This is a genomic window from Succinimonas sp. (genome assembly GCF_045225735.1).
In the GTDB taxonomy this organism is placed as follows: Bacteria; Pseudomonadota; Gammaproteobacteria; order Enterobacterales; family Succinivibrionaceae; genus Succinimonas.
In genome coordinates this window covers 1-25624 of the sequence record NZ_JBGVBR010000249.1, presented here as the reverse complement: position 1 = coordinate 25624, position 25624 = coordinate 1, and the positions used below count along the sequence as shown (strand labels likewise).

Genomic DNA, 25624 nt, shown 5'->3' with positions numbered 1-25624 from the left:
TTATCATCGGAGCCTGATCGCTGTTGGTCAGGCTTTTTTTATGAGATGAATATGGACACCGATACTAACGATACCGATACTAACGATACCAATACTAACGATACCAATACTAACGATACCAATACTGCTGATGCTGAAATTACTGAAACCAAAATTTTCAGAACTACTGATCGTTTTAAAGATTTTACCAATGCGGAAATCACCAAAATTCTCGATGTTGCCTGTGTGATACTGCAGGAGGTTATTCCTGTTGAACTGGAAAACGATGTATTGTCAGATGCGGATGTGGATCTCTACAATGACATGGTGGATCAGAACGCTGTATACCCCGCTATGTCATATCCTGCCAGAAAAATCTGGATAGACACCCATCCTGCCGAGGACTTTGATTTTTTGCTGGATAGCGATATAGCAAAGGATTTTGTTGAGGTCTATTTTTACTTTTCGGCAGCCGGCCGGGATGAAGACGGCAATATATCAGAGTCGGATACTGACCCGTGCTTTGCGGTGGTGCTGATGCCGAAGCCCTGGATTGAGGATGATTATTTAAAGACATGCGTTGCAGTGGAGTTTTTCCCGGATGATGAATTCCTGAATGCCGGATTTAAACCGCTGGTGCTGGACATCCCCGCAGATAAAGAAGGGAGTTTTATTCCCTGAGACACACCAAAAGAAAAGCGGCATAGCCGCTTTTTTGGTGTTTCCTTTGCAAAGAAAACGGAACTCAGGGCCGGATTTCAATGGTGGTGCCGGGATCCACCAGATCCAGAAATTCATCCATATCGCTGTTTATAAGAGCGATGCAGCCGTTAGTCCAGTTTGACGGCATCAGTCCGTCTACCCGGTCTTCGCTTTTCCCTCTGTAGGGCGGTTCGCCGTGGATCATAATCATTCCCCCGGGACGGCGGCCGGCCTTTTTGGCCCGTTCAATGTCCTCCGGGCTGGGATAGGAGATGTGAAACGCCTTGTAGAAGCTGGAGTTAAGCTTCACATAATCCAGCACGTATTTGCCTTCGGGAGTTTTCTTGTCCCCTTCGAACATTTTGGGACCGATGGGGTTTTTGCCCAGAGAGATGTTGAAGCTTTTGACCAGAGCCTGCCCCTTGTACAGAAAAATTTTGTAAGCCGATTTTTGCACCACCACCCGATCCACAAGATTCTTTTTCACCAGGATCATGCTGCCCGGAGCGATTTTGGTGACAATTGTGCCCAGCTTGGTGTAATCCATATCGGGGTCATATTCCGGATATTCATTCAGAGCTTCAAGATACAGGGCGTAGGGAAGCCGGGTGCCGCCGGTAGCCCGGAGATCATCGTCTCCTGCCCGGACTGTGACTGGCAGAAGCGCTGTCATCATAAGAACCCCGGCAGAAATCCAGAATGAGAAAGCATGAGAAATCGGAAGGGATTGAGACATAGTATTTCTTCTCTGTTCAAGTTTTCTGCCATTGTATGGCTTTTTTTGAAAAAATAAAGATTTCCTGCAGGAAAATTGCTGCCGGATGATCGCCAAATTCTCAGGAGAGAACAAGGTTAAGATATAATAATCCTGCACAGTGTTGGAAACAGTATGAACGATAAAAAACAAATGAGCCTGGAAGGCGTAGAGACCATGCCTCTCGAAACCTTTACCGAGGCAGCTTACCTTAATTATTCCATGGCCGTTATCAGAGACCGGGCGATTCCCCACGTCACTGACGGCCTGAAGCCGGTGCAGCGGCGCATTATTTATTCCATGCATGAACTGGGACTGGCCCCGGGAACCAAGCATAAAAAATCCGCCCGCACCGTCGGTGATGTGCTGGGCAAATACCATCCTCACGGCGACAGCTCCTGTTATGAAGCCATGGTGCTTATGGCGCAGCGGTTTTCATACCGTTATCCTCTGGTGGACGGTCAGGGAAACTGGGGGCATCCGGATGATCCCAAATCCTATGCTGCCATGCGCTATACCGAATCACGGCTGTCTCCGTTTTCCGAAGTGCTGCTTTCCGAGCTGGACGATGGCGGCACCACTTTTATTCCGAATTTTGACGGCACTCTGAAGGAACCGGAATTTCTGCCGGCCAGACTGCCCCACATCCTACTTAACGGCACCTCCGGGGTTGCCGTGGGCATCAAGACCGACATCCCTCCCCACAACGCCCGGGAAATTGCGAATGCCGCCACTTATCTTCTGGATCATCCTGAGGCCACGGCAGCGGATCTTATGACGGTCGTCAAAGGGCCGGACTATCCTACCAAGGCGGAGATCATTACCCCGCCGCACGAGCTTCTTAAGATGTACGAAACCGGAAACGGCAGTATCAGAATGCGTTCGGTTTATCATGTGGAAAAGGGATCCGTGGTGATTACGGCGCTGCCCTACCGAGTTTCCGGAGCAGATATCGAGACCAGAATCGCCGCTCTTATGAATCAGAAGAAGCTCCCTCTGATCACCAATATCAGAAATGAAACCAGCAAGGAGTGCCGCATTGTTCTGGAGCTGAGATCCGGCCGGGTTGATCCGGATGCGGTAATGTCTCATCTTTTCGCTCTGAAGAACCTGGATTTGGAATGCACCTATCAGGTTAACATGAATATGCTGGGCATTAATGGAAACCCGGCGGTTAAGTCCCTGCCGGTTATTCTCACGGAGTGGCTGACCTTCCGGCGGGATACGGTGGTGCGCCAGCTGGAATACCGTCTGGATAAGATTAACCGGAGGCTGCACCTTCTGGCCGGTCTCTTCATCGTCTTTCTGAACATCGATGAAGTAATCAGAATTATCCGGGAGGAGGATAATCCCAAAGAGATTCTCATGAACCGTTTTGGGCTTAGCGAAGCCCAGGTGGAATATATTCTGGAAACCAAGCTGAGACAGCTGGCCCGGATTTCCGAAATCCGGCTCCGGGATGAAAAAACCGCTCTGGAGAAGGATGCGGACAATATCAGCGGCATCATCAATTCTCCGACGCGTCTCCGAAACTACCTTAAAAAGAGCATTAAGGAAACGGCTGACAAATACGGGGATGACCGCATGAGTCCCATTGTTTCCCGGGCTCCGGCCAAGGCCATTGACGAGAGCGAAATGCTTCCGGCGGAGCCTATGACCGTGGTGCTTTCCAAAATGGGCTGGGTGCGCGCGGCCAAGGGGCATGTTGAGGATGTTTCCTCGTTTTCCTACAAGCAGGGCGATGGCTTCCTCATGAAGGCCTTTGCCCGCAGCAATCAGAATGTGGTTTTTCTGTCCAACTCCGGACAGAGCTATTCCCTCCAGGTCAGCACCCTCCCTTCTGCCAGAAGTCAGGGGGAGCCCCTGACCAGCCGTTTTACCATTGTGCAGGGAGACAGCATTGTGGCGGTGCTTGCGGGACAGGATGATGATTATTTCGTGCTGGGCACCGATGCCGGTTACGGCTTTGTCTGTCAGTACAAGGATCTCATCGGCCGCACCTCCAACGGCAAATCGGTGATTTCCGTTTCCGAGGGGGCTAATCTCTTGCCGCCGCTGCCGGTTACGGATGTGGATAAATCTCTCTGCCTGATGATTTCAAATCAGGGGCGGATGCTGATGTTTCTGGTAACCGAGCTTCCGGTGCTCAGCAAGGGCAAGGGCAGCCGCATGATTAATATCTCCCTTTCCAAGCTGAAAACCCGGGAGGAGTACGTTACTGCCGCCTGTGTTTTAGGGCCGGAGGATTCGGTGGAAATTCATGCCGGAAAGCGCAAGCTGACTGTTAAGCCCGCGGATCTGGACACCTACAAGGGAGAGAGAGGCCGGCGCGGCATCAAGCTCCCCCGGGGACTCCAGAAGGTTACCGAGGTTCTGGTGATTTCCGGAAAGCAGGAGCCGCTGCCTGAGGCCCCTGCCGGAGCCGGCGCTGTTATTTCATAGGATTGGCGTTCGCCTGGCTGTTTGTCGATTTTTAGGAACTCTGAAATGCTTTTGATAATCCGTATGCTGATCCTGGGGATCATGGGTATTCTGTGGCTGATTGCGGGGCTGGCCATTTGTCTGTGCCGTCCCGGACATCCCTGGAATCTTTATGCCCTGACGCAGATGCTGCGACTGGTGCAGCGGGTAGTGGGGGTCAGAGTTACCTACCGTTTTGACGTTAAGGATCTCCGCAGCAGAATGCCGGCTATTTTTGTGGGAAATCACCAGACCAACTGGGATATTGTCACTGTGGCCGACGTGCCGCAGCCGGGGCTGGTCTGCATTGGCAAGAAGAGCCTCATCTGGGTGCCGGTGTTTGGCATTCTGTTTTATCTTTCCGGAAATATTCTTATTGATCGCTCCAACCGTTCCCGTAACGGTGAGGAGTTCCTTTCCCTGGTGCGCCGCATCCGGAAAAAGAATCTGTCGCTGTGGATTTTTCCGGAAGGGCACAGATCCAAGGGTAGCGGGATGCTGCCGTTTAAAACGGGAGCCGTTCACACGGCCCGGCTGGCCGGAGTGCCTATCATTCCCTTTGTGACCTCGTCCTACTATGGTCAGATCAAGCTGAACCGCTGGGATAACGGGGAAGTCATTGTGGAAATGCTGCCGCCCCGGGACGTTTCCAATCTGGAAAAATCCGAGATCCGGAGCTTCACGCAGCAATTGCGGCAGGACATGATTGCAAGGATCAAGGAGCTGGACAAGGAGGTAAGGCGTCCGGACGGCTTTGTTCTCCCTGATTATGACGGCCCGGAAAGCGAAAGCGACAACGGTGGAAATCAGGAGCCGACCGGGGAGACATCTCCTGAGCCTTCTGAAAAGTCATAAAACGGGTCAGCCCGGCGGCAGCTGTTCTTGGAGCGCATCGGGAACCCGGGAGCAGTCCTGAATCTCAATCACCTTGTGGTGGCTGCTCTCCCCCCGGATTATTCTCACCTTTCCCTTGGAGGTGCCGAAGGCCTTGGCCAGGTACTTCTGCAAATACTGATTCGCCTTGCCGTCCACCGGCGGGGCGGTAACGGTTATCTTAATCTCATCCGGGGTAAACGGGATTATGGCATCCCGGGAAGCCTTCGGGGTAATTACCGCCCGGAGCGTAATGATATTTCCCCTGATTTCCAGAGCTGGCATGGCGCGTTACGAAAGGAGCCGCAGGGCGAATTCCACTACCCGCGGCATGACGCTGAATACCACGAAGCTCATCAGGAGCGCGGCCGCCATAAATGACAGCGAAATAAATCCCACCGGCGGAATAAAGCGATCGAAGGGCGCTGTCAGAGGCGAGGTCAGTTTCATAAAGAGATAGCTCCAGGGCGTGACAGAGGCTGACGGAATCCAGCTCAGGATGGCGCCGATAAACATCAGATACAGCATGAATTGCAGCACGGCCCAGATCAGAAATACCGGAATCAGCAGCATAAGACGCCACAGGGTGTCAAAATTCATGACGGCGTTTGCCGGCATCATCAGGAACAGAAATGCCAGCCCGAAAACCTCAGCCATAATGAGCATCGCAATCAGGGCGGAGATGTTGAGCTTTGGGTAATTTTTTACGGGAACAAGCTTTAAGGGAAGGTCGGTGATTCTGGTAACCCAGCGGCAGGCCGGATGATAGTAATCGCAGCCGGTATATTCCATCAGAAATCTGGTGAAAAACACCAGAGCCGGCAGGAAGGCCAGCAGGAACTGGTAAGTCATGGTGATCTCCGCTCTTGAAAATTTGTCTGTAATTTTAGAGACCGCGACGCTGTTCGTAAAGTCCCAAAAAACGCTTCTGAAAAAAAGAGGCCTGAAAGTGTTCAGACCTCTGCTTTAACCGGCTTTGTGCCAAACTGCTTATTTATGTTACGGAAGACGGCAGCCTAAAACTGCTTTCCCATCTCCTCCGCCCGGTTTTTGCAGGCATCCAGGGCAGCGCTGATAATTTCGGCAAGATTTCTTTCCTGCATGACCTTAATGGCTTCATAGGTGGTGCCGCCCTTGGAGGTTACCGCAGCCCGGAGTTCTGCCAGGGTTTTATCCTGATTTCTGATGACCATTTCGGCAGAACCCTTAGCCACCTGTTCCAGAATAATGCGGGCATCCTCTTCGGAATAGCCGTAGGCTTTGGCCTTTTCCGCCATGCATTCCATGAAGTAAAAAAAGTATGCCGGGGCGCTGCCGGAAAGGGCGGTGATCTCGTCGATGCCGGCTTCGGTTTTTACAAAGACTGCTTTGCCCACGGATGCCAGCACGTCTCTGGCAAAATCCCGATCCTCCGGCATGGCGCCCTCTGAAGCAAAAAGACCGGCCATGCCCATGCCGATGAGAGCAGGGGTGTTGGGCATTACCCGGACAATTCTCGGAGCGCCGTGCAGAATGCCGCTGATGCGGGAAATGGTTACCCCGGCCATAATGGAAATCAGAAGCTTGTCTTTGAAGTCGGGAATTTCTGCGGCGATTCCGGAAAGAACCTCGGCCATCATCTGGGGCTTAACCGCAAAGAGGATGACGTCGGCATCCCGGGCGGCTTTGGCATTGTCAGAGCCGCCATTGATGCCGAATTTGTCCCTGAGGGTGTTAACCTTTTCCGTAACGGGATCCGAAACCGTGATGTTCTTTGCGGGATAACCGCTCTGGCAGAGTCCCTGGATCAGGCTTCCGGCCATGTTTCCGCCGCCGATGAAGGCGATTTTTTTATCTGTATTCATTATATTTTCCTCAATGCATGACAGAAATTGCAGATCCGGCCTCTCTTGGCCGGACAGCAAGAAAAAAAATACACGTCAGACGTGATACTGTCTGGCTCCGAAAATTGCGGTGCCGATCCTGACCTCAGTGCTTCCGGCGGCAATGGCTTCGGCCATGTCATCGCTCATGCCCATGGAGAGCACCGTAAGCGGGCGTCCCTTGCGGCAGAGATCGTCAAAGGCATCCTTAAGGGCCTGAAACTGCGGCAGAATTTCGCTTTTGTCCCGGACGTTTTCGGCAATGCCCATGAGTCCTGCGACCTGAAGTCTGGGGCACGAGGAGTCGATAAAATCCAGGAGATCCGGCAGTTCCTCAAAAGCTATGCCGGACTTCTGGGGCTCCCGGCTGATGTTTACCTGGATAAGCACCCGGAGATCCGGCATCAGGGGCGGTCTTTGGTCATTAAGTCTCTTGGCGATCCGGGCGCGGTCGAGACTTTCAACTACATCGAAGTGCTCGGCAATGATCCGGGTTTTATTGGCCTGCACCGGACCTATGAAATGCCACTCAATGTCCCGGATGCCCTGAGACCGGATTTCCTGAATCTTCTCGGCGGCCTCCTGAGCGTAGGATTCCCCGAAAAGCCGCTGCCCCGCCTGATAGGCTTCCAGCACAGCGCCGGCAGGTTTGGTTTTGCTTACTGCCAAAAGGGCGATGTTTGCGGGGTCGCGTTTAACAGAGGTAGCAAAATTGATAATTTCTTCTTTTACGTTTGAAAGATTTTCTTGTATCTTTAGCATAGGCAACAGTACCGTTATTTTGGCGTACTATCTTTTTTGGATGACAGAGAATTAACCATGGATATTCTAGATTTACTACTTTACGGTGTAAAGAACAACGCTTCAGACTTGCACCTTTCAGCTGGTGTGCCCCCGATGATCCGCGTCGATGGCGATATGCGCAAGCTTAAGACTACCGATAAGCTGACCATGGAAGTCAGGGATATGGAACCTTTGGACAAGACAACGGTTCATAACCTTGTGTACGATATCATGAATGACCATCAGAGAAAGGAGTTCGAAGAAACCCTGGAGTGCGACTTCTCCTTTGAAGTGCCGAATCTGGCCCGTTTCCGTGTTAATGTGTTCAATCAGGATCGCGGCATGGCGGTAGTGTTCCGTACCATTCCTTCCAAGGTTATCACTCTGGAGCAGCTTAATTGTCCGAAGGTTTTTGAAAAGATTGCCTCCGCGCCCCGCGGTCTGGTTCTCGTTACCGGACCTACCGGCTCCGGCAAATCCACCACTCTGGCCGCCATGGTGGACTATGTGAATTCCACACGGCACGACCATATTATTACCATCGAGGATCCTATCGAGTTTGTGCATCATAACAAGCTCTGCATGGTTAACCAGCGTGAAGTGCACCGCGATACCATGTCCTTCTCCAACGCTCTGCGTTCTGCCCTCCGTGAAGACCCTGACATCATTCTGGTAGGCGAGCTCCGCGACCTGGAAACCGTCCGTCTGGCGCTGACTGCCGCAGAAACCGGACACCTGGTGTTCGGCACTCTGCATACCAGCTCCGCAGCCAAGACCATCGACCGTATTATCGACGTGTTCCCGGGCGCTGAAAAGGGCATGGTGCGTTCCATGCTGTCAGAATCCCTGAATGCGGTTATTTCTCAGACCCTGCTTAAGAAGAACGGCGGCGGCCGAGTTGCGGCCCACGAAATCATGATCGGCATTCCGGCCATCAGAAACCTTATCCGCGAAGACAAGGTTGCTCAGATGTACTCTATCATCCAGACCGGAGCCAGCCATGGCATGAGCACCCTGGACAGTGCCTTAAGCAAGCTGGTGTCCCGCGGCATCATCAGCATCGCCGAAGCTCGCAGCAAGGCTCACGATCCTAATGCCATCGTAGCCAGCTCCATGGGCGGTTTCTAAAGAGGAATGGTTTATGATCCAGGATACATTGAAGATTGACCGTTATCTGCGCTTCATGAATGATAACAACGCTTCAGACCTTTTTCTGACTGTGGGGCTGGAGCCGGCGGTTAAGCTTGACGGCCATCTGACTCCCATTGAGCAGGGCAAGCTCACTCAGGCTCAGGTTGCTGAATTTGTCAGAGAAACCATGTCTGATCGCGCGGATTTGCTCAAGGAATTCAACGAGCAGCGGGAAGCAAACTTTGCTATTCAGCGGCCGGATCTGGGGCGTTACCGTGTAAGCTGCTTCTGGCAGCTGACCATGCCGGGCGTGGTATTCCGCCGCATTGTGGAGAGAATTCCCACCACCGAGGAGCTGCACCTGCCCCCCACCTTCACCAAGTGGGTAATGGAAGACCGCGGACTTCTCCTGTTCGTGGGCGCTACCGGCGCCGGTAAGTCCACCACTCAGGCAGCCATGATCGGTTATCGCAACATGAATTCCGACGGTCATATCCTCACCATTGAAGACCCTATCGAATATGTGCATCACCACAAGAGATCGCTTATTACTCAGCGTGAGGTAGGCACTGATACCATAAGCTTTGACTCGGCGCTGAAATCAGCTCTCCGTCAGGCTCCGGACGTTATTCTTATCGGCGAAATCCGTTCCCGGGAAACCATGGAGTTTGCCCTGTCATTCGCTGAAACCGGTCACCTGGTGCTGGCAACCCTCCACGCCAACAACGCTAACCAGGCGATTGACCGTATCCTCCATTTGGTGCCGGAGAGCGCTCAGAGACAGATGCTGTTTGACCTTTCGGTGAACATGAGAGCCATTATCGCGCAGCAGCTTATTGAAACTACCACCGGCGGACGCCGCGCGGCATTCGATATTCTGGTGAACACTCCGACGGTGGCAGACTGTCTCCAGAAGAATGAGCTCTTCAAGCTGAAGGAAATCATGCAGAAGTCTCCGGAAGCCGGTATGACCACCTTCGACCAGAGTCTCTACCATCTCTATCAGCAGGGTATCATCAGCTACAGCGATGCTCTCCACTACGCTGATTCTGAGAACGAGGTACGCCTCATGATCAAGCTGGCCGGCGGCGTCAAGGAATCCGATGTGATGTCGAATGTGGTATTCGAATAGCAGCGGGAAGGTTTTGCGGAACTGATATCCTGGCATTTGCATATGGACAGGTTATAAAAGGGGAGGACTCGGGGTCTTCCCCCTTTTTGTTTTTGAGCTGCGAAGGATTAAGAAACCGGGGAATTCCTGAAGCGGGGAATTTCTGAAGGGATATATTTAGAGGAAGCCGTGGCAACATGAGAGAAGATAACAGGCGGGACGGGGAAGGGCAAATGCCCGGGAGCAGGGGCGGCGTTATTTCCGGTTTCTGGCTTTTGGCCCTTATCGGACTTTGCGGTCTCTTCATGCTGTCCCTTTCTCTCGGGAGCGCGGGATTCCTTCTCCCCTGGGATCTCACGGAAGCTCAGGAGACGATCCTCTGGAATATCCGCTTACCGCGGGTTTTGGCGGCTTTTCTTTCCGGCGGGATTCTGGCAGTGGCCGGAGCCGCCTATCAGGGGGTGTTTCAGAATCCTCTGGTATCTCCGGATCTTCTGGGCTCCTCGGCGGGTTCGGTAATTGGGATCATGCTGGGACTGATCTTCGGAGCGGGCTTCTGGTTTCTGCCGGTGATTTCATTCGTAACCGGCATGCTGGCTATGCTGCTGGTGCTGTTCGTGGCGTTTCTGATGACCAGAAGAGGGGGGTTTTCTGTAGTGCTGCTCATCCTGGTGGGAGTGGTGACATCGGCGCTGTTTTCGGCCGGGCTTAATTTTTTAAGATACTTTCTCCCTAATGAAAGCTCCATTTTCGGGGCCTCCTACTACATGATGGGAGCGCTTAACGGGGCGAGTATGGAGGATATACTGCTTCTTCTGGTGTTTGGTCTTATCCCGGCGTTGGCTCTGTGGTTTCTGGCCCGTTCCCTGGATGTGCTGTCCCTGCCTCATGAGGTGCTGGAAACTCAGGGAGTGCGGGTAAAGCCCCTGATATTCATAATTCTTTTTCTGGCCACCATGGCTTCCTCGGCTACAGTGGCCGTGGGCGGGATTATTGCCTGGGTGTCTCTTATTGTCCCCGGCATCCTGCGTTTTGCCTTTGGCAGAAGCCATGTATTTCTGCTCCCCTGTTCCTTTGTTACCGGAGCGGCCTTTCTGATGCTCTGCGATCTCCTGTCCCGCGCTCTCATCCCGCACGAAATCCCCATCGGCATTATGACCAGCATCATCGGAGCCCCCGTTTTTCTGGGACTCTTGTATCTCACCCGGAGGAAGTATGTCCAGACTGGAATTTAATGCTCTCGAGCTCATTAACGGAGTCCGCATCCGGGGCGGGGTTTCCGAAGGGGAGTTTCTTATTATTCTGGGCCGGAACGGCTCCGGAAAATCTCTCTTCCTGAAGACCCTCGCCGGGCTTATTCCGGCCCGTTCCGGCTCCGTCCTGCTGGACGGAGCGCCGCTTTCTGAAGCGCTCCTGAAAAGAAGGAAGGCGGGACTGGGCGGACTCTTTTCCTATGTGCCCCAGAGCTTTCAGACGGGGTTTCCGTTAACCGTGCGGGAAACCGTCATTCTGGGACGCGCCCGGGGGGTTTTTGGGAGAGGGGGGAGGAGCAATGCGAGGGCTGCCGGAGGATCCTCCGGCGCTGCCTGCGCTGAAAATGATGCGGACGGTATTTTAAAAAGGCTGGGCATCTGGCATCTCCGGGATTCTTATACCGACAGAATATCCGGCGGGGAGCTGGCTTTGGTTTCCCTGGCCCGGGCTCTGATGCAGGACGGCCGGTTTCTGGTACTTGATGAACCGGAGGCCAATCTTGATGTCAGCAAAAAGGCAGAGTTTTACCGGCTTATCAGAGGGCTGATGATGACTGACCGTGGTTGTGGACAAAATTGTGAATATGTTGATGATAACGGTGAGAATTCTGTTGATAATACCGTAAAACCTGTGAATAACATTGTTGATAAGAATGCTGATAAGGCAAAGGAATCCTTGCCGGGCATAGTGTTTGTAACCCACGATCCCCTGTTTGCTCTTAACCTTGGGGATTATCCGGGGTTTATCGGGGCCTTTTTAAGGAACGGCGAATTTCGGGAGTTTCCGGCCCGGGAGCTTACCGCCGGGATTTTGGAGGATATCTACGCCACCTCGGCGGAGATCCGGGTAAGTGATACCGGAATCCGCTATCCGGTATTCAGCGAGCTTCTGGGGAGTTTGGCATAGTTCGGGAATGCGCAGCTATAATCAGCACTCGATTTTTAAAGGATGTCCCAGAGCCTTAAAGAACTGCGCCAGAGTATCTATATGGGTTTTCCTTCGCAAATCAAGCTGTTTTCTTACTTTTTGTTTTGAGACCCCGGAGTACAGAGCAAGATCCGTAATACGGCACTGTTCAGTTATCATGAGGTTTCTGAGCATGATTTTTAATGCCACGTGATACGGGAGCTTAACCTCAAACTGTCCCTGCTTAAGAGGAACGGCGGCCGGAAACACCGCTTTTTCCTCAATAAAGCATTCGGCAAGGGTGATAATCAAATCCTTTGCCATATCCACAGCATCCTCCTGATCTTCCCCCTGGGTGTTCCATTCCTGGCAAACGAGTATTTCTTCGGAAAACGGCGCATGATTAACCGCAACATAATAGAAGCCGCTATCCTCAGGGTGAGATCTGCGGAATAAACCAGATAGTCATGAATATTCATAAGCTTTTTATCAATCTCCATTCGAGAGCTTTTTCTTTATAGGCTGCATAAGACATTCAGTGCTGCACAGATTTGTCAGCAGTTTTATGCACAAGTAATACCCAGAGATATCAACAGAGTTATCAACAAGCAAAGCCGGGAAATAGCGACAGTGGTTCCTTCCGGCATAAAGAACGGCATCCTTCCTGCGGAAAGACGCCGTTTTCCGGGTTATTCCGGCCGGGGATTACATCTCATAGGGGCTGAGAATTGTGGGTCTGCAGTCCTTGGGCGCCTCGGGATGATCCACGTTGTAGTGGAGCCCCACGGAGTTCTTCCGCTTCATGGCGGAACGGACAATGAGGTCAGCCACCTGAAGCAGATTTCTAAGCTCCAGAAGGTTGCTGGTTACCCGGAAATTGGAGTAGAACTCATTGACCTCGCTTTCCAGAAGCTTAATTCTGTGCAAAGCTCTTTCCAGTCTTTTATCGGTGCGCACAATGCCCACATAGTCCCACATCATGAGCCGGAGCTCATGCCAGTTATGGTGAATAACCACCTCCTCATCGGCATCGGTTACTTGGCTTTCATCCCAGTCGGGCACCTCCGGAGGCTCAATGGCAATAGGAAGCCGGGCCAGAATATCCTCGGCGGCGGCTCTCCCGTATACCACGCATTCCAGAAGAGAGTTTGAAGCCAGACGGTTGGCGCCGTGAAGTCCGGTATAGGATACCTCGCCAACGGCATAGAGGCATTCAATGTCCGTTCTGCCGCGTCTGTCCACCATGACGCCGCCGCAGGTAAAGTGGGCAGCGGGAACTACCGGAATCGGTTCCTTCGTCATGTCAACCCCGGCCTTGAGACAGCGCTCGTAGATGGTGGGGAAATGCTTCATGATGAAATCTGCCGGTTTGTGGCTGATATCCAGGAACATGCAGTCCGCCCCCAGCTTTTTCATTTCATGGTCAATGGCCCGGGCCACAATATCCCGGGGCGCCAGTTCGCCTCTTTCATCATAGTCCGGCATAAAGCGGGTGCCGTCAGGTCTCTTCAGAAGAGCTCCCTCTCCCCGGAGGGCTTCGGTGAGCAGGAAGTTCCGATCATTGGGATTGTAAAGAGTGGTGGGGTGGAACTGGTTGAATTCCATATTGGCCACCCGGCAGCCGGCCCGCCAGGCAATGGCGATGCCGTCTCCGGAAGAAACCTCGGGATTGCAGGTGTACTGATAAACCTTGGAAGCGCCGCCGGTGCAGAGAGCGACAAACTTGGCCAGAATGGTTTCCACCTGGTTGGTTTTGATGTTGAATACATAAGCTCCCAGCACCCGGTTTCCGGCCAGTCCCAGCTTCTTGGTGGTGATGAGGTCAATGGCGTTGTAATGATCCAGCAGGGTAATGTTCGGATTCTGGGAAGCCTGATTTAGCAGGGTGTCCTGAATGGTATGTCCGGTATGATCCTGCGCATGGAAAATCCTCCGGTGGGAGTGTCCGCCTTCACGGTGCAGGTGGTAGGGAGACTGTTCCTCGGTTTTGGGTTCTTCCTTTTCATCAAAGGGCACGCCTTCTTTGATGAGCCATTCAATGCTGTCATGGGCGTTTCTGAGAGTGAACTCCACGGCGCTGCGATCGCAGATCCCGCCTCCGGCTATCATGGTATCCTCGATGTGTTCCTCCACCGAATCGTCATCATCGCAGGTATTGTAAACTCCCGCTATGCCGCCCTGAGCATAATTGGTCGAACCGGCATTGGCGGTGGCTTTGGAAAGAACCGTAACGCCGGCCTTTTTGGCCAGACAGAGCGCCAGAGAAAGACCGGCGGCGCCGCTGCCAATAATAAGTACGTCAGTGTGGCGAACCACATGTCTGTTTGCAGTATTTTCGTCCATGATAAATGTCCCGGTAGTTGCGATGCTGTTATTTTACAACTGTGACGTGGCCTTGGCGTGACTTTTGGAGCGGGGGAGGGGATTTTTGGGGAGAGAAGAAGAGCGTTCGGGCGAGGAGAGCCGGGCAAAAGTCAGGCACAGCCCCGGAGGCTCCCGGTTTTCCGGGAGCCGGGGCGGGGGATCTCCGGTCAGTCCGGCTGATGTCCCAGAAGATGTCCCATGCGGGTTTCCTTGGTGTTAAGGTAGTCGTTGTTGTATTTGTTGCGGCCGACCTCCAGAGGAACCCGTTCCACTACGTTTATGTGGTACTTCTGCATTTCCGCGATTTTGGAGGGATTGTTGGTCAGGAGCTTCACCGCCTTCACCCCCAGTCTTGCAAACATGTCGGCGCAGATCTCGTAGCGCCGGGCATCCGGCGGAAAGCCCAGCCGGACATTGGCGTCCACGGTGTCAAGGCCCTTGTCCTCCAGATGGTAGGCCCGGATCTTGTTAAAAAGTCCGATGCCCCGGCCCTCCTGCCGGACATAGAGGATAACGCCGCGCTTTTCCGCGGCGATTTTCTGCATGGCGGCCTCCAGCTGAAAACCGCAGTCGCACTTAAGACTGAAAAGCGTGTCTCCGGTGAGACATTCCGAATGAATTCTGGCCAGCACCGGCTCCGGGGCGGCCGGATCTCCCATGTAGATGGCGGCGTGCTCCTTGCGCTGGGAATCCCGGAAGGCTTTGATGGTGAAGATGCCAAAGGGGGTGGGAAGCTGGGCAGCCTCTGTTTCCTCCACGATAACGGCATTTTCTGTTCCGGCGGGCAGTGTCTCAAATTCTGAATCCATGACTGTGTGTTCTCCTTGAGACGATGATTATGCAACATTGAGGGATTTTTTACAAATGGGAGGATTGCCGGGGATTAGATGCGGCAACAGAGTTCCCGGAGTAATCCCCCTTTGCCGCAACAAAGAGGATGAGGCCATTTCGGCAAGCTCTTTCTCTTCAGACTGTCCTGTTTCTCATTTCTCGGCGGCTTTCTCCTTATTCTCCTTTTTATCCTTCTTCTCTCCCGCGTAATGCTCCGCGGCCTTGAACAGGATATAGGAAACAGGGCTGGTGACTATTGCCGGGATGCCGGCAATGCCGTTTTCCTTTTCGGAATTCATGAGTCTGGTTCTGTAGTAGAAATATGAATTGCGGGCCCGCTGCTTCGGTGAGAGGTACTTGTCCGTGTCGCCGCAGATATAGGTTATGAAGGCATTGGATAAATCCGGTTCCGGAAGCCTGAAATCGGGGGCCGCTTTTTTGAGGAACGATTTTTCCCGGGCCAGCTCTTCATCGGCATCCCGGGCAGCCTTGAGGGAGCTGCAGCTTACGGTGTACGGGAGGGAGTTTTCCAGATTCATCCGGGATTCCAGTATCAGTCCGGCAATGCCCGTGTTAAGAGCATTTGCGGTGGCTTCGGTGTCCCGCCCCCTCACAAATTCTCCCAGCCGGGGAATAGGATTCAGGATTCTGTTTTCCGCGGTAAGTTGGAAGGTGTTCGCTGCGATCATGCTGTTTAACGCCGGAAGGCTCATAAGGCCGGTAATCACAAAGGCCAGAGTCGCGACGGGGAGCGCAGCGCCGCCTAAGGCAAATGCTTCCACGCTCCGGAACTTCGCTGTTTTGCCGGAGTACGGGGGATCGGCCAGAACGGCAAAAATACCAAGACAGAGGGGGAGGATATAGGCCTCCTCCAGGCAGGAGTTAATTATCACTGCGGAAATAACGGGCAGGGACAGGGTCAGAATGCCCAGACTGGCATACAGCCTTCTTTCCTTGCAGAGAGCCGAGCGTACGATGGCATAGGCAAAGAACACAATGCCGATAATGGCCGGCGCGCCTCCTTCGATGGCGAGAATGCGCAGAAGATTGCCTTCTGCGGGCGGAGCGTAGGGGAGAGTCGGGATATTCTGAAACAGCCATTCGGTATGCGTCCTGACAAAGGTTCCGAAGCCGTGTCCGGCAAAGGGAGCGTCCTTGATCATCCGATGGACAAAGTCATTTTCGACAGCCACGCCGATGTGCTCGAATTTTGATAAAAATATGGACGCGATAATGCCGGTAAAGGTCAGCGTCATCGTGATGTAAATCAGGGCCTTGTCCCGGGAGATCAGAGAGTTTTCCGATTTGGAAAAGGCCAGAAAACCCAGCATGGCGGTAAGCACGGCTATGTTGAAGAGGGTAATGTCGTGAATGTATGTCATGGCCGCAAGAGAGGCGCCCACGGTGATTACGGTGATGAGGAGCCGCAGAAAGGTTACTCTTTCCGAGGTTATCAGCACCCAGAGAGCTGCGGCTATGGCGGTGTTCAGAAAAATCCCCAGGGGCCACGGAGAGGGAAAGCAGCCCCGGGGAACAGTGCCATGCATGCCCTGCCAGATGCCGATAACCGCCTCGATGATGCCTGAAACGGCGATGATGCTCAGAATGGCCCGGATGCCTGCCGGGGAGAGGCGGAACTGCCCCAGGGCAAAAACAAACAGGGTAATGAGGGAGCCCCAGATGGCCGGTTCAAAGTTCACGAGACCCTTCTGCCAGAAATGCATGAGGGAGGCGGCCAGAAATGCCAGAGCGCCAAAGACGAGGGGCAGGAGCAGTCTGGAAAAATAAATTTCCTTCTGCCTCCGGGCCAGAGGATAGATGAGACCGAGTCCGGTAATAAGGGATCCGAAGGCCAGGGTCAGCAGGTTCCCCGGGCTGCCCAGACCGGGAGCCTGGGCCGCAATGTCCAGGTGCATCACCGCAAAAAAATAAAGACAGAAGATGATTCCGGCCAGAGCCTTGACGGTTGCCGCCAGTCTCCCGGGCTTAGCTGATGCTCCGGTTTTGGCGGATTTTTCGAAATTTTTGCTGTTTTTCAGATCCTCTGCATCACTCATTTTTCGTCCCCCGGTCTCGTTTTTTGCCTCTCTCAAAACATGTCAGTATTCTACTTGAAATGCTTTTTTATGAAAAATTGCCGCCGGATAAAGCAGTTAATTTTTGAGCAAAGTTGCAATTGGAAAGAGGAGTCAGCATTAATATGCTAGAATAGTGCGGTTTTTCGGAGGCGGTTTTCAGGAGCGCGGCGTGATCTGAATCTGGGCGGAATGGCTGACAGCAAGGGCTTGTTCCCTGACAGAACCGGCCCCGGAACGTTGACATTCACCTTTATTTTTACCTGGTATTGAACTTTTTACGTATACACGCGTCTAACTGTGTGTAGCTGAGTTCCAGACAGTTATGGGAACCATATTTCATGAGTGAGCAGGATGCTGATTTACAGTTGGTAAGACTGGTGCAGCGCGGGAACAGGCATGCCTTTGATTTGCTGGTGAAAAAATATCAGTACAAGGTTGCCGGGATAGCTCAGAGATTTGCGGCAAATCCTGCTGATGCGCAGGACATTGCGCAGGAAAGCTTCATCAAGGCCTATCGGGCCATGGAGAGCTTCCGCGGGGAAAGCGCCTTTTACACCTGGCTCTACCGCATAACTGTCAATACAGCAAAGAATTTCGTTGTAAAGAATGCCGGCAGAGGGATATCCGTTGATGTGGATACTCCTGACATTGAGGCTTACGACGGTTCGGAAAGGTTGCATCAGGGAGACAATCCGGAAAATATTCTGGAAAGCTCTGATGTTAAGCGCGTAATTAAGGAAGCTCTTCAGTCTCTTCCGGATGATCTCAGGCAGGCGATTACTCTCAGAGAAATAGACGACATGTCTTATGATGAGATTGCTGATGTGATGGGTTGTCCTGTGGGTACGGTCAAATCCCGTATTTCCAGGGCCCGCGAAATCATCAACAGAAAGCTTACCGAGTCCGGAGAAAGGCTGAACAGCAAGGCTTAAGGGTGTGTTTATGACTAAAGAACAGCAAGAACTTCTTTCAGCTTATTTTGACGGCGCCGCCATTGATGACAGGACGCTGGAATCCCTTCTTGACGATGAAGAAGTCATGAAGGAATTTGCAGCCATGTCTGAAATCCGTGCCGGCCTCAGAGACGAAATTCCGGAAGGAATCGACTTTGCGGCCCTGTCAGATGCTGTGGCTCTTGAGGTTTCCCGGGAACCGGCGCTGCAGCCGAGAGCGGCAAACGATGAGGACGCCGTGCCGTCTTCCGAAGCTGCCAGGGCTCAGAAAAAGCGCTTCAGCGGCTTCAGCGGAATGTGGCATGATATGGGCCAGATTGCCGTGGCAGCCGGCGTGGCCTGTCTCTGCGTGTTCGGGGCCTCTCTCTGGAACGGCCAAAGCGATACCGCAGGAAAATTTGCGGAACAGAGCTATCTGGGCGGACACAAGGCTGTGATGGCTTCTCCGGTGACCAACACCAGCGTGGCTCCGGTGGTAACGGCAATACCGGACGGTTCCGACAAGCTCTACGGCGGTTATAATGGCACTGCCCGGCATTCCCGCGAAGCCGGTGAACTGGAAAAAATCAAAGCGGCTAAGAAAAACCGGGAGCTCACAACTCTGGATGCGATCCTTAATGATCACGAGAGGGTGTTAAGAACTGTCGGTATGTAAAAAGGCAGGATGCGGTTACCGATGCGGACATTTTTAAGGTATTTGATTGTTCCTCTCCTGGCCGGGATGGCAGCACTGGCCCAGGCAGAAGATTATGATATGTCTGCTGACAGCGATGAGGCCCGGGTGCTTTTTGCTGATATGCAGAAGGCGTCCACCTCTAAAAATTACGAACTTCTCTTTACCAGAGTCAGCGCCGGTCAGATAGAGCCGGTGTCATTTTCCCACGGACTTACCGAAGCCGGCAGCATTTCTCACTGGCTTTTTCTCAACGGAGAACCCTCCGGATATTTCACTAAAGGCGGACTTATCGTCTACTTCGCCTACGGCACCGAGCCCTTTGCGGTGAAGAATGCTCTCCTGCCGTCTGTTTTTGTCAGACTGATGCAGGTGCCGGCTGAAAAAATTCTCAAATCCTACACTCCCGTGCTGCTGGGAGAAAAGCGCATTGCCGGACGGCTGGCCCGGGAAATCCGCCTCACTGCCATGGATAATTACCGTTACAGCTACATTCTTCATGTGGACTCCAAAACCGGCATTCTTCTTGGCGCCGAGGTGGTGCATCACAATCCCGGCATGGGCAATGACAGCCTGATGGAAAGCTTCAATGCCGTAAATCTCGCGGTATCTGACACTCCCAACGCCAAGGTGCTTAATGTGGAGAATGCCAGCGAATCCTTCCCCAATCCGGCAGACAATGCCGAGCCGCTGGAAAAGTTTTCCTGGTCATTGAAGGAGCTGCCTCCGGGATTTGAACCGGTGTTTTCGCAGCGCTATGCTTTGGGAGACGGGCTGGATACCGTGGAGCACATTGTTTATTCCGATGGCATTGCGGACTTTTCCATCTACCGGATTCCCCTTATCGGAAATATGGATTTTCCGGTGGTGCGGCAGGGCCGAACCAATCTTTACCGTCATCAGGCGCCTCCCTATGAGATAGTCGCCGTGGGTGATTTGCCTCTTGAGGCTGAAAAGAGGATCGCCGAATCCTACCGGGGAGGTTGATTTGTCTCAGAAGCATATGACCGAAACTCTGGCGGTTGTCAGAAGCATCTCCGGGGATGGCCTGGCGGTATGCGAGCAGGGAGTGCGGGGGATCTGCGGATCTTGCTCTGACAGAACTGCGTCGTGTCCCGAGGACAATTCCGACGCCTCCAAAAAGCCGGTGATCTTCAGCGTTCCGAATTCTCTTAATGCCAAGGTCGGTGATGTGGCGCGCATCGGAGTTCCGGAGAGTTCCGTCATGGTAAGCGCCGTTATTGCCTATCTGGTGCCCCTTTTGGGACTTCTGGCGGGAGCTCTGGCCGCTGAACTCATATTTCAGAATGATCTTGCCGGTATTGCCGGAGCCTTTGCCGGGCTGACTCTGGGCTTCTGTCTCGCCGTTTTTCTTTCCCGAATCTTTGTAAAAACCATCTGGGCGCCGCGGATGGTCGGCATTTTGCCGGCGGTTCCGGGCTGCAAATCTGATGTAAAGTCGTAAGATCCTCAAATGTTCCGGCTCTTATCTGTTATAATCCTCTTTTGTTTTGACAAGCAAAGTGTGTTTGCGCCGGAGCTGTTCCTGAATACCTATGAAGAATATTAGAAACTTTTCAATAATTGCCCATATTGATCATGGCAAATCAACCCTTTCCGACCGTTTGATTCAGATATGCGGCGGTCTGACTGTCCGGGAAATGCAGGAACAGGTGCTGGACTCCATGGATATCGAAAGGGAACGGGGCATCACCATCAAGGCTCAGGCGGTCACGCTGAATTACCGGGCTTCTGACGGTCAGGATTACGAACTCAACTTTATTGACACTCCGGGACATGTGGATTTTTCCTACGAAGTGTCTCGCTCTCTGGCGGCCTGCGAAGGCGCTCTTCTGGTGGTGGATGCCACCCAGGGAGTGGAGGCTCAGACGCTGGCTAACTGCTACCAGGCGGTGGATCTTAGTCTTGAGGTGCTGCCGGTGCTTAACAAGATCGATCTGCCCACCGCTGACCCGGAAAGAGTCTGTGATGAAATAGAAGACATCGTGGGGATTGATGCCGTTGATGCCGTAAGATGCTCCGCTAAAACCGGAGTCGGCGTAGAGCAGGTGCTGGAGGAGATCGTTTCCAAAATTCCGGCCCCCCAAGGTAATCCGGACGGCCCTCTTAAGGCTCTTATTATTGATTCCTACTTTGATGATTATATGGGGGTGGTTTCCCTGGTCAGAGTGGTGGACGGCTCCGTTAAAGTGGGCGATAAGATAAAGATCATGACCACCGGGGTATCCTGGAATGTGGACAGGGTCGGTATTTATACCCCCAAGAGGGTGGATCGCAAGGAGCTCACCGCCGGCGAAGTAGGCTGGGTGGTCTGCGGTATCAAGACCATTCACGGAGCCCCGGTGGGGGATACCATAACCAATGCCAAGGACGGGGCTCCGGATCCTCTTCCGGGCTTTAAAAAGGTCAAGCCGCAGGTTTATGCGGGACTGTTCCCGGTATCCACCGATGATTATGAAAATTTCCGGGATGCTTTGGACAAGCTGTCTCTCAATGATGCTTCCCTGTTTTTTGAGCCGGAAAAGTCCAAGGCTCTGGGCTTCGGCTTCCGCTGCGGCTTTCTGGGCATGCTCCATATGGAAATCATTCAGGAGCGTCTGGAGCGGGAATACAACCTGGATCTTATCACCACCGCCCCTACGGTAATCTATGAGGTGGTGATGACCGACGGATCCATTCAAATGGTGGATTCTCCGGCAAATCTTCCGGCGGTTAATTCCATTTCCGAAATTCGCGAGCCCATTGCGGAATGCCGCATGCTGATGCCCCAGCAGTGTCTCGGTGATGTCATGCAGCTCTGTCAGGAAAAGCGCGGCATTCAGACCGGTCTTGTTTATCACGGCGCTCAGGTGGCTCTCACCTATGAAATTCCCATGGGGGAGGTGGTGCTGGATTTCTTTGACCGGATGAAGTCGGTATCCCGGGGGTACGCTTCTCTGGACTACGGCTTCAAGAGATTTCAGGCTGCCGACATGGTGCGCATGGATATTCTTATTGCGGGAGAGCGGGTTGACGCTCTGGCGGTGATTACCCACAAGTCCAATGCCATGAACCGGGGCAAGCTCCTGGTGGATAAGATGAAGGAGCTGATTCCCAGACAGATGTTTGATATCGCCATTCAGGCTGCCATCGGGAATCAGATTATCGCCAGAAGCACGGTAAAGGCTCTGAGAAAGGATGTGCTGGCTAAGTGCTACGGCGGGGATATTACGAGAAAGAGAAAGCTTCTGGAAAAGCAGAAAGAGGGCAAAAAGCGCATGAAGGCCATCGGCCGGGTGCAGGTGCCGCAGTCAGCCTTCCTGGCGATTCTGCAGGTGGGCAGCGACTAGGGATTCCGGGAGAAAATTATGAATACGATTACTCTTGTTCTGATAGGTTCCACGGCTCTTACCGGAATCATGTGGCTCTTTGACGTGTTCTGTTTCAGAAAGCAGCGAAAGGAAGAGCTCCGTAAGGCCGAGGAGGAGGCCCGGGTGCCTCTGACCCGCAAGGAGAAGAGCGAAATTCTGGAGGCCGGCGGTCTCTGGGGCAATCTGGTGAGCTGTTTTCCGGTGCTTCTGGCAGTGCTTCTGGTGCGTTCCTTTGTCTACGAGCCCTTCAGAATACCTTCCGCCTCCATGATGCCGACTCTGACCCGGGGAGACTTTATTCTTATTGAAAAGTTTCGTTACGGCCTGAGAAACCCCTTCACCAATAAAGTGCTCTATGCCACCGGAACTCCGCAGCGGGGCGATGTGGTGGTATTCAAATATCCTGAGGATCCTTCCATTGACTACATCAAGAGAATCGTCGGCCTTCCGGGGGATCGCATTGTGGTAAGCAAGGGGGAGCTCCATATTCAGGAGAAGGGCTCTCATGAACTTAAGCATATCACCGCCAGGGAACTTCCGGAATCTCTGCAGCTTTATCTGGAAAGAAATCCGGCGTATCCCAGCGAGAGCGGCATTATGGAAAACGAGGATCTTCTGGGTGTGTCCCATGAAATTATGAGAGATCGCGGCGTTGTGACTCCCGAAACCTTCTTTGACGACGGCAGCTCCAATGTTATCGGCAATATTCACGGGGACTGGGTGGTTCCGGAGGGGCATTACTTTGCCATGGGGGATAACCGCGAGCACAGCAGGGACAGCCGTTACTGGGGCTTTGTTCCGGATGACTACCTTCTGGGACGGGCCGTGGCAGTCTGGTTCAGCTGCACTATGGACGGCGGAATAAAAATTGACAGAATAGGCGGCATAAATTAAAAAAATGAAAGCATCTGGCATGACATGCGGCAACGCTGTTGACAAACTGGGCGGCTACGAAAAAATCATCGGGTATGCCTTTGCCAATCGCGATTACCTGATACAGGCGCTGACTCACAGAAGCGCGAGTCCGGTGCATTATGAGAGGCTGGAATTTCTTGGAGATTCCATTCTCGGGGTTATAATTGCAGACGAGCTTTACCATCGTTTCAGCAAGGTCGGCGAGGGGGATCTCACCAGAATGCGTTCCACTCTGGTGCGGGAATCCACCTTAGCGGAAATTGCCCGGGGCTTTAATCTCAGCGAATATCTGATTATGGGGCCCGGAGAACTTAAAAGCGGCGGATTCCGCCGGGAGTCCATACTTGCCGATGTGGTGGAGGCGACTTTGGCCGCCGTTTATCTCGATTCCGGACGGAATTTTGAGAAGGCGCGGGAACTGGTGCAGACTTGGTTTGCCGAAAAGCTCAGGACGGTGCACCCCGGATTTGATCAGAAGGATCCCAAGACCCAGCTTCAGGAATATCTCCAGGGCCGGCATCAATCCCTTCCGGTTTACCGGGTAGTCAGCATTACCGGCGAGGATCACAATCAGCAGTTTACCGTGAATCTGGAATGCACTTTTATCAAGGAGACTCTGGTGGGTTACGGTTCCACCAGAAGAGGCGCCGAACAGAACGCCGCTCAGAAAGCTCTTGACCTTATTCACGCGCGTAGGGCCGGAGCTAAGGATTAACAGGAATTTTATATGACAGACAACAGCGGATCTGCGAAGCATTTCGGTTTTGTGGCCATTGTGGGGCGTCCCAATGCCGGCAAGTCCACTCTGATGAATCATATTCTGGGACAGAAGGTTTCGATTACCTCCCGGAAGCCCCAGACTACCAGAAACAGAATTCTGGGAATTGATACCGCCGGAAATTATCAGACCGTTTACGTTGACACTCCGGGACTCCATATCGAGGAAAAGCGGGCCATCAATGCCCTCATGAACCGGGCGGCGGAAAGCTCCCTCCGGGATGTGGAGCTGGTGTTTTTCGTAACGGACTGCACCAGATGGACCCGGGATGACGAAATGGTGCTGGAAAAGCTGAAAAAGCTGTCCGTTCCGGTTATTCTGGTGATCAACAAAATTGATGAAATTCATGACAAGGCGGAGCTGTTGCCGGTGATTGAAAAGCTGTCAGCGCTCATGCCCTTCAAGGACGTTATTCCCGTGTCCGCCAAGCAGGGCACCAATGTGGACGAGCTCAGGACAATTGCCCGGGCGCATCTACCGGAGGGAGAATTCTGCTTCCCGGAGGATTATGTCACTGACCGTTCCATGCGTTTTATCGCAGCAGAGGTGATCCGCGAAAAGCTGATGCGTTTTACCGGACAGGAGCTCCCGTACAGCGTGGCTGTGGAGATCGAGGAATACACTGTTGAAGAGAGCGGCCGGGTTTCCATTTCCGCGGTGATTCTGGTGGAAAGAGAAGGCCAGAAGAAAATGATTATCGGAACCGAAGGACAGAAGCTGAAAACCATCGGCACGGAAGCCAGAAAGGATTTAGAAAAAATGCTTGAGAATAAGGTGTATCTCGGGCTGTGGGTTAAGGTCAGGAGCGGATGGTCTGATGATGCCAGAGCCCTTCGTTCCCTGGGTTATATGGATTTTGAAAGTTAGTTTAAATGTACAGTAAAGCAAATCAAAAAAATACTGTGGGGTTCGTCCTCCATGCCGTACCGTATCAGGAGAATTCACTTCTGGTGGATGCCATTACCGCTGATTTCGGGAGAATATCGTTTGTCGCCCGGGGCGCTAAAAGCAAGAGAAGCAGCCTGAAGGCGGCTTTGCAGGTTTTTGTGCCTCTGAAGCTGACCCTGAGCGGCACGGATAAGTCCCTGAAAACACTGGCCCGCTGCGAGGTCAGCGGCCGGCAGTTTCAGTATCTTCCGCCGGTGCTGTTTTCCGCTCTGTATGTTAATGAGCTTCTGGCAGCCCTTTATAAAATCGAGGACAGCAGTCAGATTCTTTTTGCCGCCTATCTTGATGCTTTAACGCGTCTGGAGGAGGGCTATCCCGAATCCTGGACGCTCCGGCAGTTTGAGCTGGCTCTTCTGGAGGAGCTGGGCTACGGCATCGATCTGAGTTCGGAAGCTGATTCCGGCGCTCCTATTATGCCCAGAAAGTGGTATCTCTATCAGAGCGGCACCGGATTCCGGGAAATCATGCCGGAGATGATTGGCAGCATTTCCATGAGCGATGCCTATAACGGCGCCGATATCATTGCTCTCAGAACCGGGGAGAATCTATCCCCTCACGCCATGCAGTCCATGAAGAATCTTATCAAGAAGAACTTGGACACTTTGCTGGACGGGAAGGTGCTTTACAGCAGAGAGCTTTACCGGGATTATCTCAATGTGGGAAAGGGCGCTTTGGCCGTGCCCCGTAATCAGAAGACAGACAGCAGCAAGTCTGCGGAACCGGAAGCTGATGCTGAATCTGAAAATTCCGCCGGAACGGAAACGGAGGCCGCTGCGCTTACGGCTGCCAGCTGTCCGGAATCTCTCCAGGAGAACGTTAACCAAGTTCAGGCAGATGTTCCTCCGGAAGCTCCCGAGGTTTCTCCGGAGTCAGGGGAAAGCGATCCTCCGGCCAGTCC

At 53.0% G+C, this 25624-nt stretch carries 25 protein-coding genes; 16 read left to right on the top strand and 9 right to left on the bottom strand.

Annotated features, from left to right (window positions below):
- Nucleotides 1-51 precede the first annotated feature (51 nt).
- Nucleotides 52-660, top strand: a complete 609-nt coding sequence (locus tag ACJROR_RS08835) for a hypothetical protein (RefSeq protein WP_406546803.1) — start codon at nucleotides 52-54, stop codon at nucleotides 658-660.
- A 64-nt stretch (nucleotides 661-724) separates the two neighbouring features.
- Here ACJROR_RS08835 and ACJROR_RS08830 read toward each other — a convergent pair whose 3' ends face one another.
- The gene (locus ACJROR_RS08830; protein WP_406546802.1) at nucleotides 725-1357 is read right to left on the bottom strand and encodes a murein L,D-transpeptidase family protein; all 633 of its coding nucleotides are present in this window, start codon (nucleotides 1355-1357) and stop codon (nucleotides 725-727) included.
- A 213-nt stretch (nucleotides 1358-1570) separates the two neighbouring features.
- Here ACJROR_RS08830 and parC point away from each other — a divergent pair, with 213 nt between their 5' ends.
- The gene (gene parC, locus ACJROR_RS08825; RefSeq protein ID WP_406546801.1) at nucleotides 1571-3877 is read left to right on the top strand and encodes a DNA topoisomerase IV subunit A; all 2307 of its coding nucleotides are present in this window, start codon (nucleotides 1571-1573) and stop codon (nucleotides 3875-3877) included.
- A 45-nt stretch (nucleotides 3878-3922) separates the two neighbouring features.
- Nucleotides 3923-4750, top strand: coding sequence for a 1-acylglycerol-3-phosphate O-acyltransferase (locus ACJROR_RS08820; RefSeq protein ID WP_406546800.1), 828 nt, complete (start codon nucleotides 3923-3925; stop codon nucleotides 4748-4750).
- A gap of 6 nt (nucleotides 4751-4756) precedes the next feature.
- On the opposite strand, the gene ACJROR_RS08815 is transcribed toward ACJROR_RS08820, so the two are convergent.
- The 4 genes from ACJROR_RS08815 to ACJROR_RS08800 form a co-directional block, all read right to left on the bottom strand.
- Nucleotides 4757-5053: a DUF167 domain-containing protein gene (locus tag ACJROR_RS08815; RefSeq protein WP_406546799.1), complete on the bottom strand. Its 297-nt coding sequence runs from the start codon at nucleotides 5051-5053 to the stop codon at nucleotides 4757-4759.
- 6 nt (nucleotides 5054-5059) lie between these two features.
- Nucleotides 5060-5620 carry a YggT family protein gene (locus ACJROR_RS08810; protein ID WP_406546798.1) on the bottom strand — a complete coding sequence of 187 codons (561 nt, stop codon included), beginning with the start codon at nucleotides 5618-5620 and terminating at the stop codon, nucleotides 5060-5062.
- A 164-nt stretch (nucleotides 5621-5784) separates the two neighbouring features.
- Complete coding sequence (gene proC / locus ACJROR_RS08805) at nucleotides 5785-6612, bottom strand: pyrroline-5-carboxylate reductase (RefSeq protein ID WP_406546797.1); 828 nt, start codon at nucleotides 6610-6612, stop codon at nucleotides 5785-5787.
- Nucleotides 6613-6687: 75 nt separating this feature from the next.
- Nucleotides 6688-7392 (bottom strand): YggS family pyridoxal phosphate-dependent enzyme, encoded by a 705-nt coding sequence (locus tag ACJROR_RS08800; protein WP_406546796.1) that lies wholly within the window; start codon nucleotides 7390-7392, stop codon nucleotides 6688-6690.
- Nucleotides 7393-7449: 57 nt separating this feature from the next.
- Here ACJROR_RS08800 and ACJROR_RS08795 point away from each other — a divergent pair, with 57 nt between their 5' ends.
- The 4 genes from ACJROR_RS08795 (at nucleotide 7450) to ACJROR_RS08780 (ending at nucleotide 11815) form a co-directional block, all read left to right on the top strand.
- Nucleotides 7450-8541, top strand: a complete 1092-nt coding sequence (locus ACJROR_RS08795; protein ID WP_406042671.1) for a type IV pilus twitching motility protein PilT — start codon at nucleotides 7450-7452, stop codon at nucleotides 8539-8541.
- Between the two features lie 28 nt (nucleotides 8542-8569).
- Entirely contained in the window at nucleotides 8570-9676 is a 1107-nt protein-coding gene (locus tag ACJROR_RS08790; RefSeq protein ID WP_406042713.1) for a PilT/PilU family type 4a pilus ATPase, read from the top strand.
- A 176-nt stretch (nucleotides 9677-9852) separates the two neighbouring features.
- Nucleotides 9853-10890, top strand: coding sequence for a FecCD family ABC transporter permease (locus ACJROR_RS08785; RefSeq protein ID WP_406546795.1), 1038 nt, complete (start codon nucleotides 9853-9855; stop codon nucleotides 10888-10890).
- Nucleotides 10871-11815: an ABC transporter ATP-binding protein gene (locus tag ACJROR_RS08780; RefSeq protein ID WP_406546794.1), complete on the top strand. Its 945-nt coding sequence runs from the start codon at nucleotides 10871-10873 to the stop codon at nucleotides 11813-11815. Before ACJROR_RS08785 ends, ACJROR_RS08780 begins: the two co-directional genes overlap by 20 nt.
- Nucleotides 11816-11836: 21 nt before the next feature.
- On the opposite strand, the gene ACJROR_RS08775 is transcribed toward ACJROR_RS08780, so the two are convergent.
- From ACJROR_RS08775 to ACJROR_RS08760, 4 genes are all read right to left on the bottom strand, one after another.
- Nucleotides 11837-12145 (bottom strand): hypothetical protein, encoded by a 309-nt coding sequence (locus tag ACJROR_RS08775; RefSeq protein ID WP_406546793.1) that lies wholly within the window; start codon nucleotides 12143-12145, stop codon nucleotides 11837-11839.
- A 375-nt stretch (nucleotides 12146-12520) separates the two neighbouring features.
- Nucleotides 12521-14158 carry an L-aspartate oxidase gene (gene nadB / locus ACJROR_RS08770; RefSeq protein WP_406546792.1) on the bottom strand — a complete coding sequence of 546 codons (1638 nt, stop codon included), beginning with the start codon at nucleotides 14156-14158 and terminating at the stop codon, nucleotides 12521-12523.
- Nucleotides 14159-14346: 188 nt separating this feature from the next.
- Complete coding sequence (ribA, locus tag ACJROR_RS08765) at nucleotides 14347-14988, bottom strand: GTP cyclohydrolase II (protein ID WP_406042681.1); 642 nt, start codon at nucleotides 14986-14988, stop codon at nucleotides 14347-14349.
- Nucleotides 14989-15162: 174 nt separating this feature from the next.
- Nucleotides 15163-17067, bottom strand: a complete 1905-nt coding sequence (locus ACJROR_RS08760) for a hypothetical protein (RefSeq protein WP_406546791.1) — start codon at nucleotides 17065-17067, stop codon at nucleotides 15163-15165.
- A 359-nt stretch (nucleotides 17068-17426) separates the two neighbouring features.
- Here ACJROR_RS08760 and rpoE point away from each other — a divergent pair, with 359 nt between their 5' ends.
- The 9 genes from rpoE to recO form a co-directional block, all read left to right on the top strand.
- Entirely contained in the window at nucleotides 17427-18020 is a 594-nt protein-coding gene (gene rpoE, locus ACJROR_RS08755) for an RNA polymerase sigma factor RpoE (protein WP_406042685.1), read from the top strand.
- A gap of 10 nt (nucleotides 18021-18030) precedes the next feature.
- On the top strand, nucleotides 18031-18696 hold the full coding sequence (locus tag ACJROR_RS08750; RefSeq protein ID WP_406042687.1) for an RseA family anti-sigma factor: 666 nt from the start codon (nucleotides 18031-18033) through the stop codon (nucleotides 18694-18696).
- A gap of 99 nt (nucleotides 18697-18795) precedes the next feature.
- Nucleotides 18796-19701 (top strand): MucB/RseB C-terminal domain-containing protein, encoded by a 906-nt coding sequence (locus ACJROR_RS08745; protein ID WP_406546790.1) that lies wholly within the window; start codon nucleotides 18796-18798, stop codon nucleotides 19699-19701.
- Between the two features lies 1 nt (nucleotide 19702).
- Nucleotides 19703-20179: a SoxR reducing system RseC family protein gene (locus ACJROR_RS08740; protein WP_406042691.1), complete on the top strand. Its 477-nt coding sequence runs from the start codon at nucleotides 19703-19705 to the stop codon at nucleotides 20177-20179.
- Nucleotides 20180-20270: 91 nt separating this feature from the next.
- Nucleotides 20271-22064 carry a translation elongation factor 4 gene (lepA, locus tag ACJROR_RS08735; RefSeq protein WP_406042693.1) on the top strand — a complete coding sequence of 598 codons (1794 nt, stop codon included), beginning with the start codon at nucleotides 20271-20273 and terminating at the stop codon, nucleotides 22062-22064.
- Nucleotides 22065-22082: 18 nt separating this feature from the next.
- Complete coding sequence (lepB, locus tag ACJROR_RS08730; protein WP_406042695.1) at nucleotides 22083-22979, top strand: signal peptidase I; 897 nt, start codon at nucleotides 22083-22085, stop codon at nucleotides 22977-22979.
- Nucleotides 22980-22998: 19 nt separating this feature from the next.
- A complete protein-coding gene (gene rnc, locus ACJROR_RS08725; protein WP_406546789.1) occupies nucleotides 22999-23715 on the top strand; it encodes a ribonuclease III in 717 nt (238 codons plus the stop codon).
- 12 nt (nucleotides 23716-23727) lie between these two features.
- Nucleotides 23728-24645, top strand: a complete 918-nt coding sequence (era, locus tag ACJROR_RS08720) for a GTPase Era (protein ID WP_406546788.1) — start codon at nucleotides 23728-23730, stop codon at nucleotides 24643-24645.
- Nucleotides 24646-24650: 5 nt separating this feature from the next.
- On the top strand, nucleotides 24651-25624 hold a 974-nt coding region (gene recO, locus ACJROR_RS08715; protein ID WP_406546787.1), incomplete at its 3' end, for a DNA repair protein RecO.

Bases quoted from the DNA above. Each gene is read 5' to 3' on its own strand.
- ACJROR_RS08835 (WP_406546803.1), top strand. From the start codon at position 52: ATGGACACCGATACTAACGATACCGATACTAACGATACCAATACTAAC.
- ACJROR_RS08830 (WP_406546802.1), bottom strand. From the start codon at position 1,357: ATGATGACAGCGCTTCTGCCAGTCACAGTCCGGGCAGGAGACGATGAT.
- parC (WP_406546801.1), top strand. From the start codon at position 1,571: ATGAACGATAAAAAACAAATGAGCCTGGAAGGCGTAGAGACCATGCCT.
- ACJROR_RS08820 (WP_406546800.1), top strand. From the start codon at position 3,923: ATGCTTTTGATAATCCGTATGCTGATCCTGGGGATCATGGGTATTCTG.
- ACJROR_RS08815 (WP_406546799.1), bottom strand. From the start codon at position 5,053: ATGCCAGCTCTGGAAATCAGGGGAAATATCATTACGCTCCGGGCGGTA.
- ACJROR_RS08810 (WP_406546798.1), bottom strand. From the start codon at position 5,620: ATGACTTACCAGTTCCTGCTGGCCTTCCTGCCGGCTCTGGTGTTTTTC.
- proC (WP_406546797.1), bottom strand. From the start codon at position 6,612: ATGAATACAGATAAAAAAATCGCCTTCATCGGCGGCGGAAACATGGCC.
- ACJROR_RS08800 (WP_406546796.1), bottom strand. From the start codon at position 7,392: ATGCTAAAGATACAAGAAAATCTTTCAAACGTAAAAGAAGAAATTATC.
- ACJROR_RS08795 (WP_406042671.1), top strand. From the start codon at position 7,450: ATGGATATTCTAGATTTACTACTTTACGGTGTAAAGAACAACGCTTCA.
- ACJROR_RS08785 (WP_406546795.1), top strand. From the start codon at position 9,853: ATGAGAGAAGATAACAGGCGGGACGGGGAAGGGCAAATGCCCGGGAGC.
- ACJROR_RS08780 (WP_406546794.1), top strand. From the start codon at position 10,871: ATGTCCAGACTGGAATTTAATGCTCTCGAGCTCATTAACGGAGTCCGC.
- nadB (WP_406546792.1), bottom strand. From the start codon at position 14,158: ATGGACGAAAATACTGCAAACAGACATGTGGTTCGCCACACTGACGTA.
- ribA (WP_406042681.1), bottom strand. From the start codon at position 14,988: ATGGATTCAGAATTTGAGACACTGCCCGCCGGAACAGAAAATGCCGTT.
- ACJROR_RS08760 (WP_406546791.1), bottom strand. From the start codon at position 17,067: ATGAGTGATGCAGAGGATCTGAAAAACAGCAAAAATTTCGAAAAATCC.
- rpoE (WP_406042685.1), top strand. From the start codon at position 17,427: ATGAGTGAGCAGGATGCTGATTTACAGTTGGTAAGACTGGTGCAGCGC.
- ACJROR_RS08750 (WP_406042687.1), top strand. From the start codon at position 18,031: ATGACTAAAGAACAGCAAGAACTTCTTTCAGCTTATTTTGACGGCGCC.
- ACJROR_RS08745 (WP_406546790.1), top strand. From the start codon at position 18,796: ATGTCTGCTGACAGCGATGAGGCCCGGGTGCTTTTTGCTGATATGCAG.
- lepA (WP_406042693.1), top strand. From the start codon at position 20,271: ATGAAGAATATTAGAAACTTTTCAATAATTGCCCATATTGATCATGGC.
- lepB (WP_406042695.1), top strand. From the start codon at position 22,083: ATGAATACGATTACTCTTGTTCTGATAGGTTCCACGGCTCTTACCGGA.
- rnc (WP_406546789.1), top strand. From the start codon at position 22,999: ATGACATGCGGCAACGCTGTTGACAAACTGGGCGGCTACGAAAAAATC.
- era (WP_406546788.1), top strand. From the start codon at position 23,728: ATGACAGACAACAGCGGATCTGCGAAGCATTTCGGTTTTGTGGCCATT.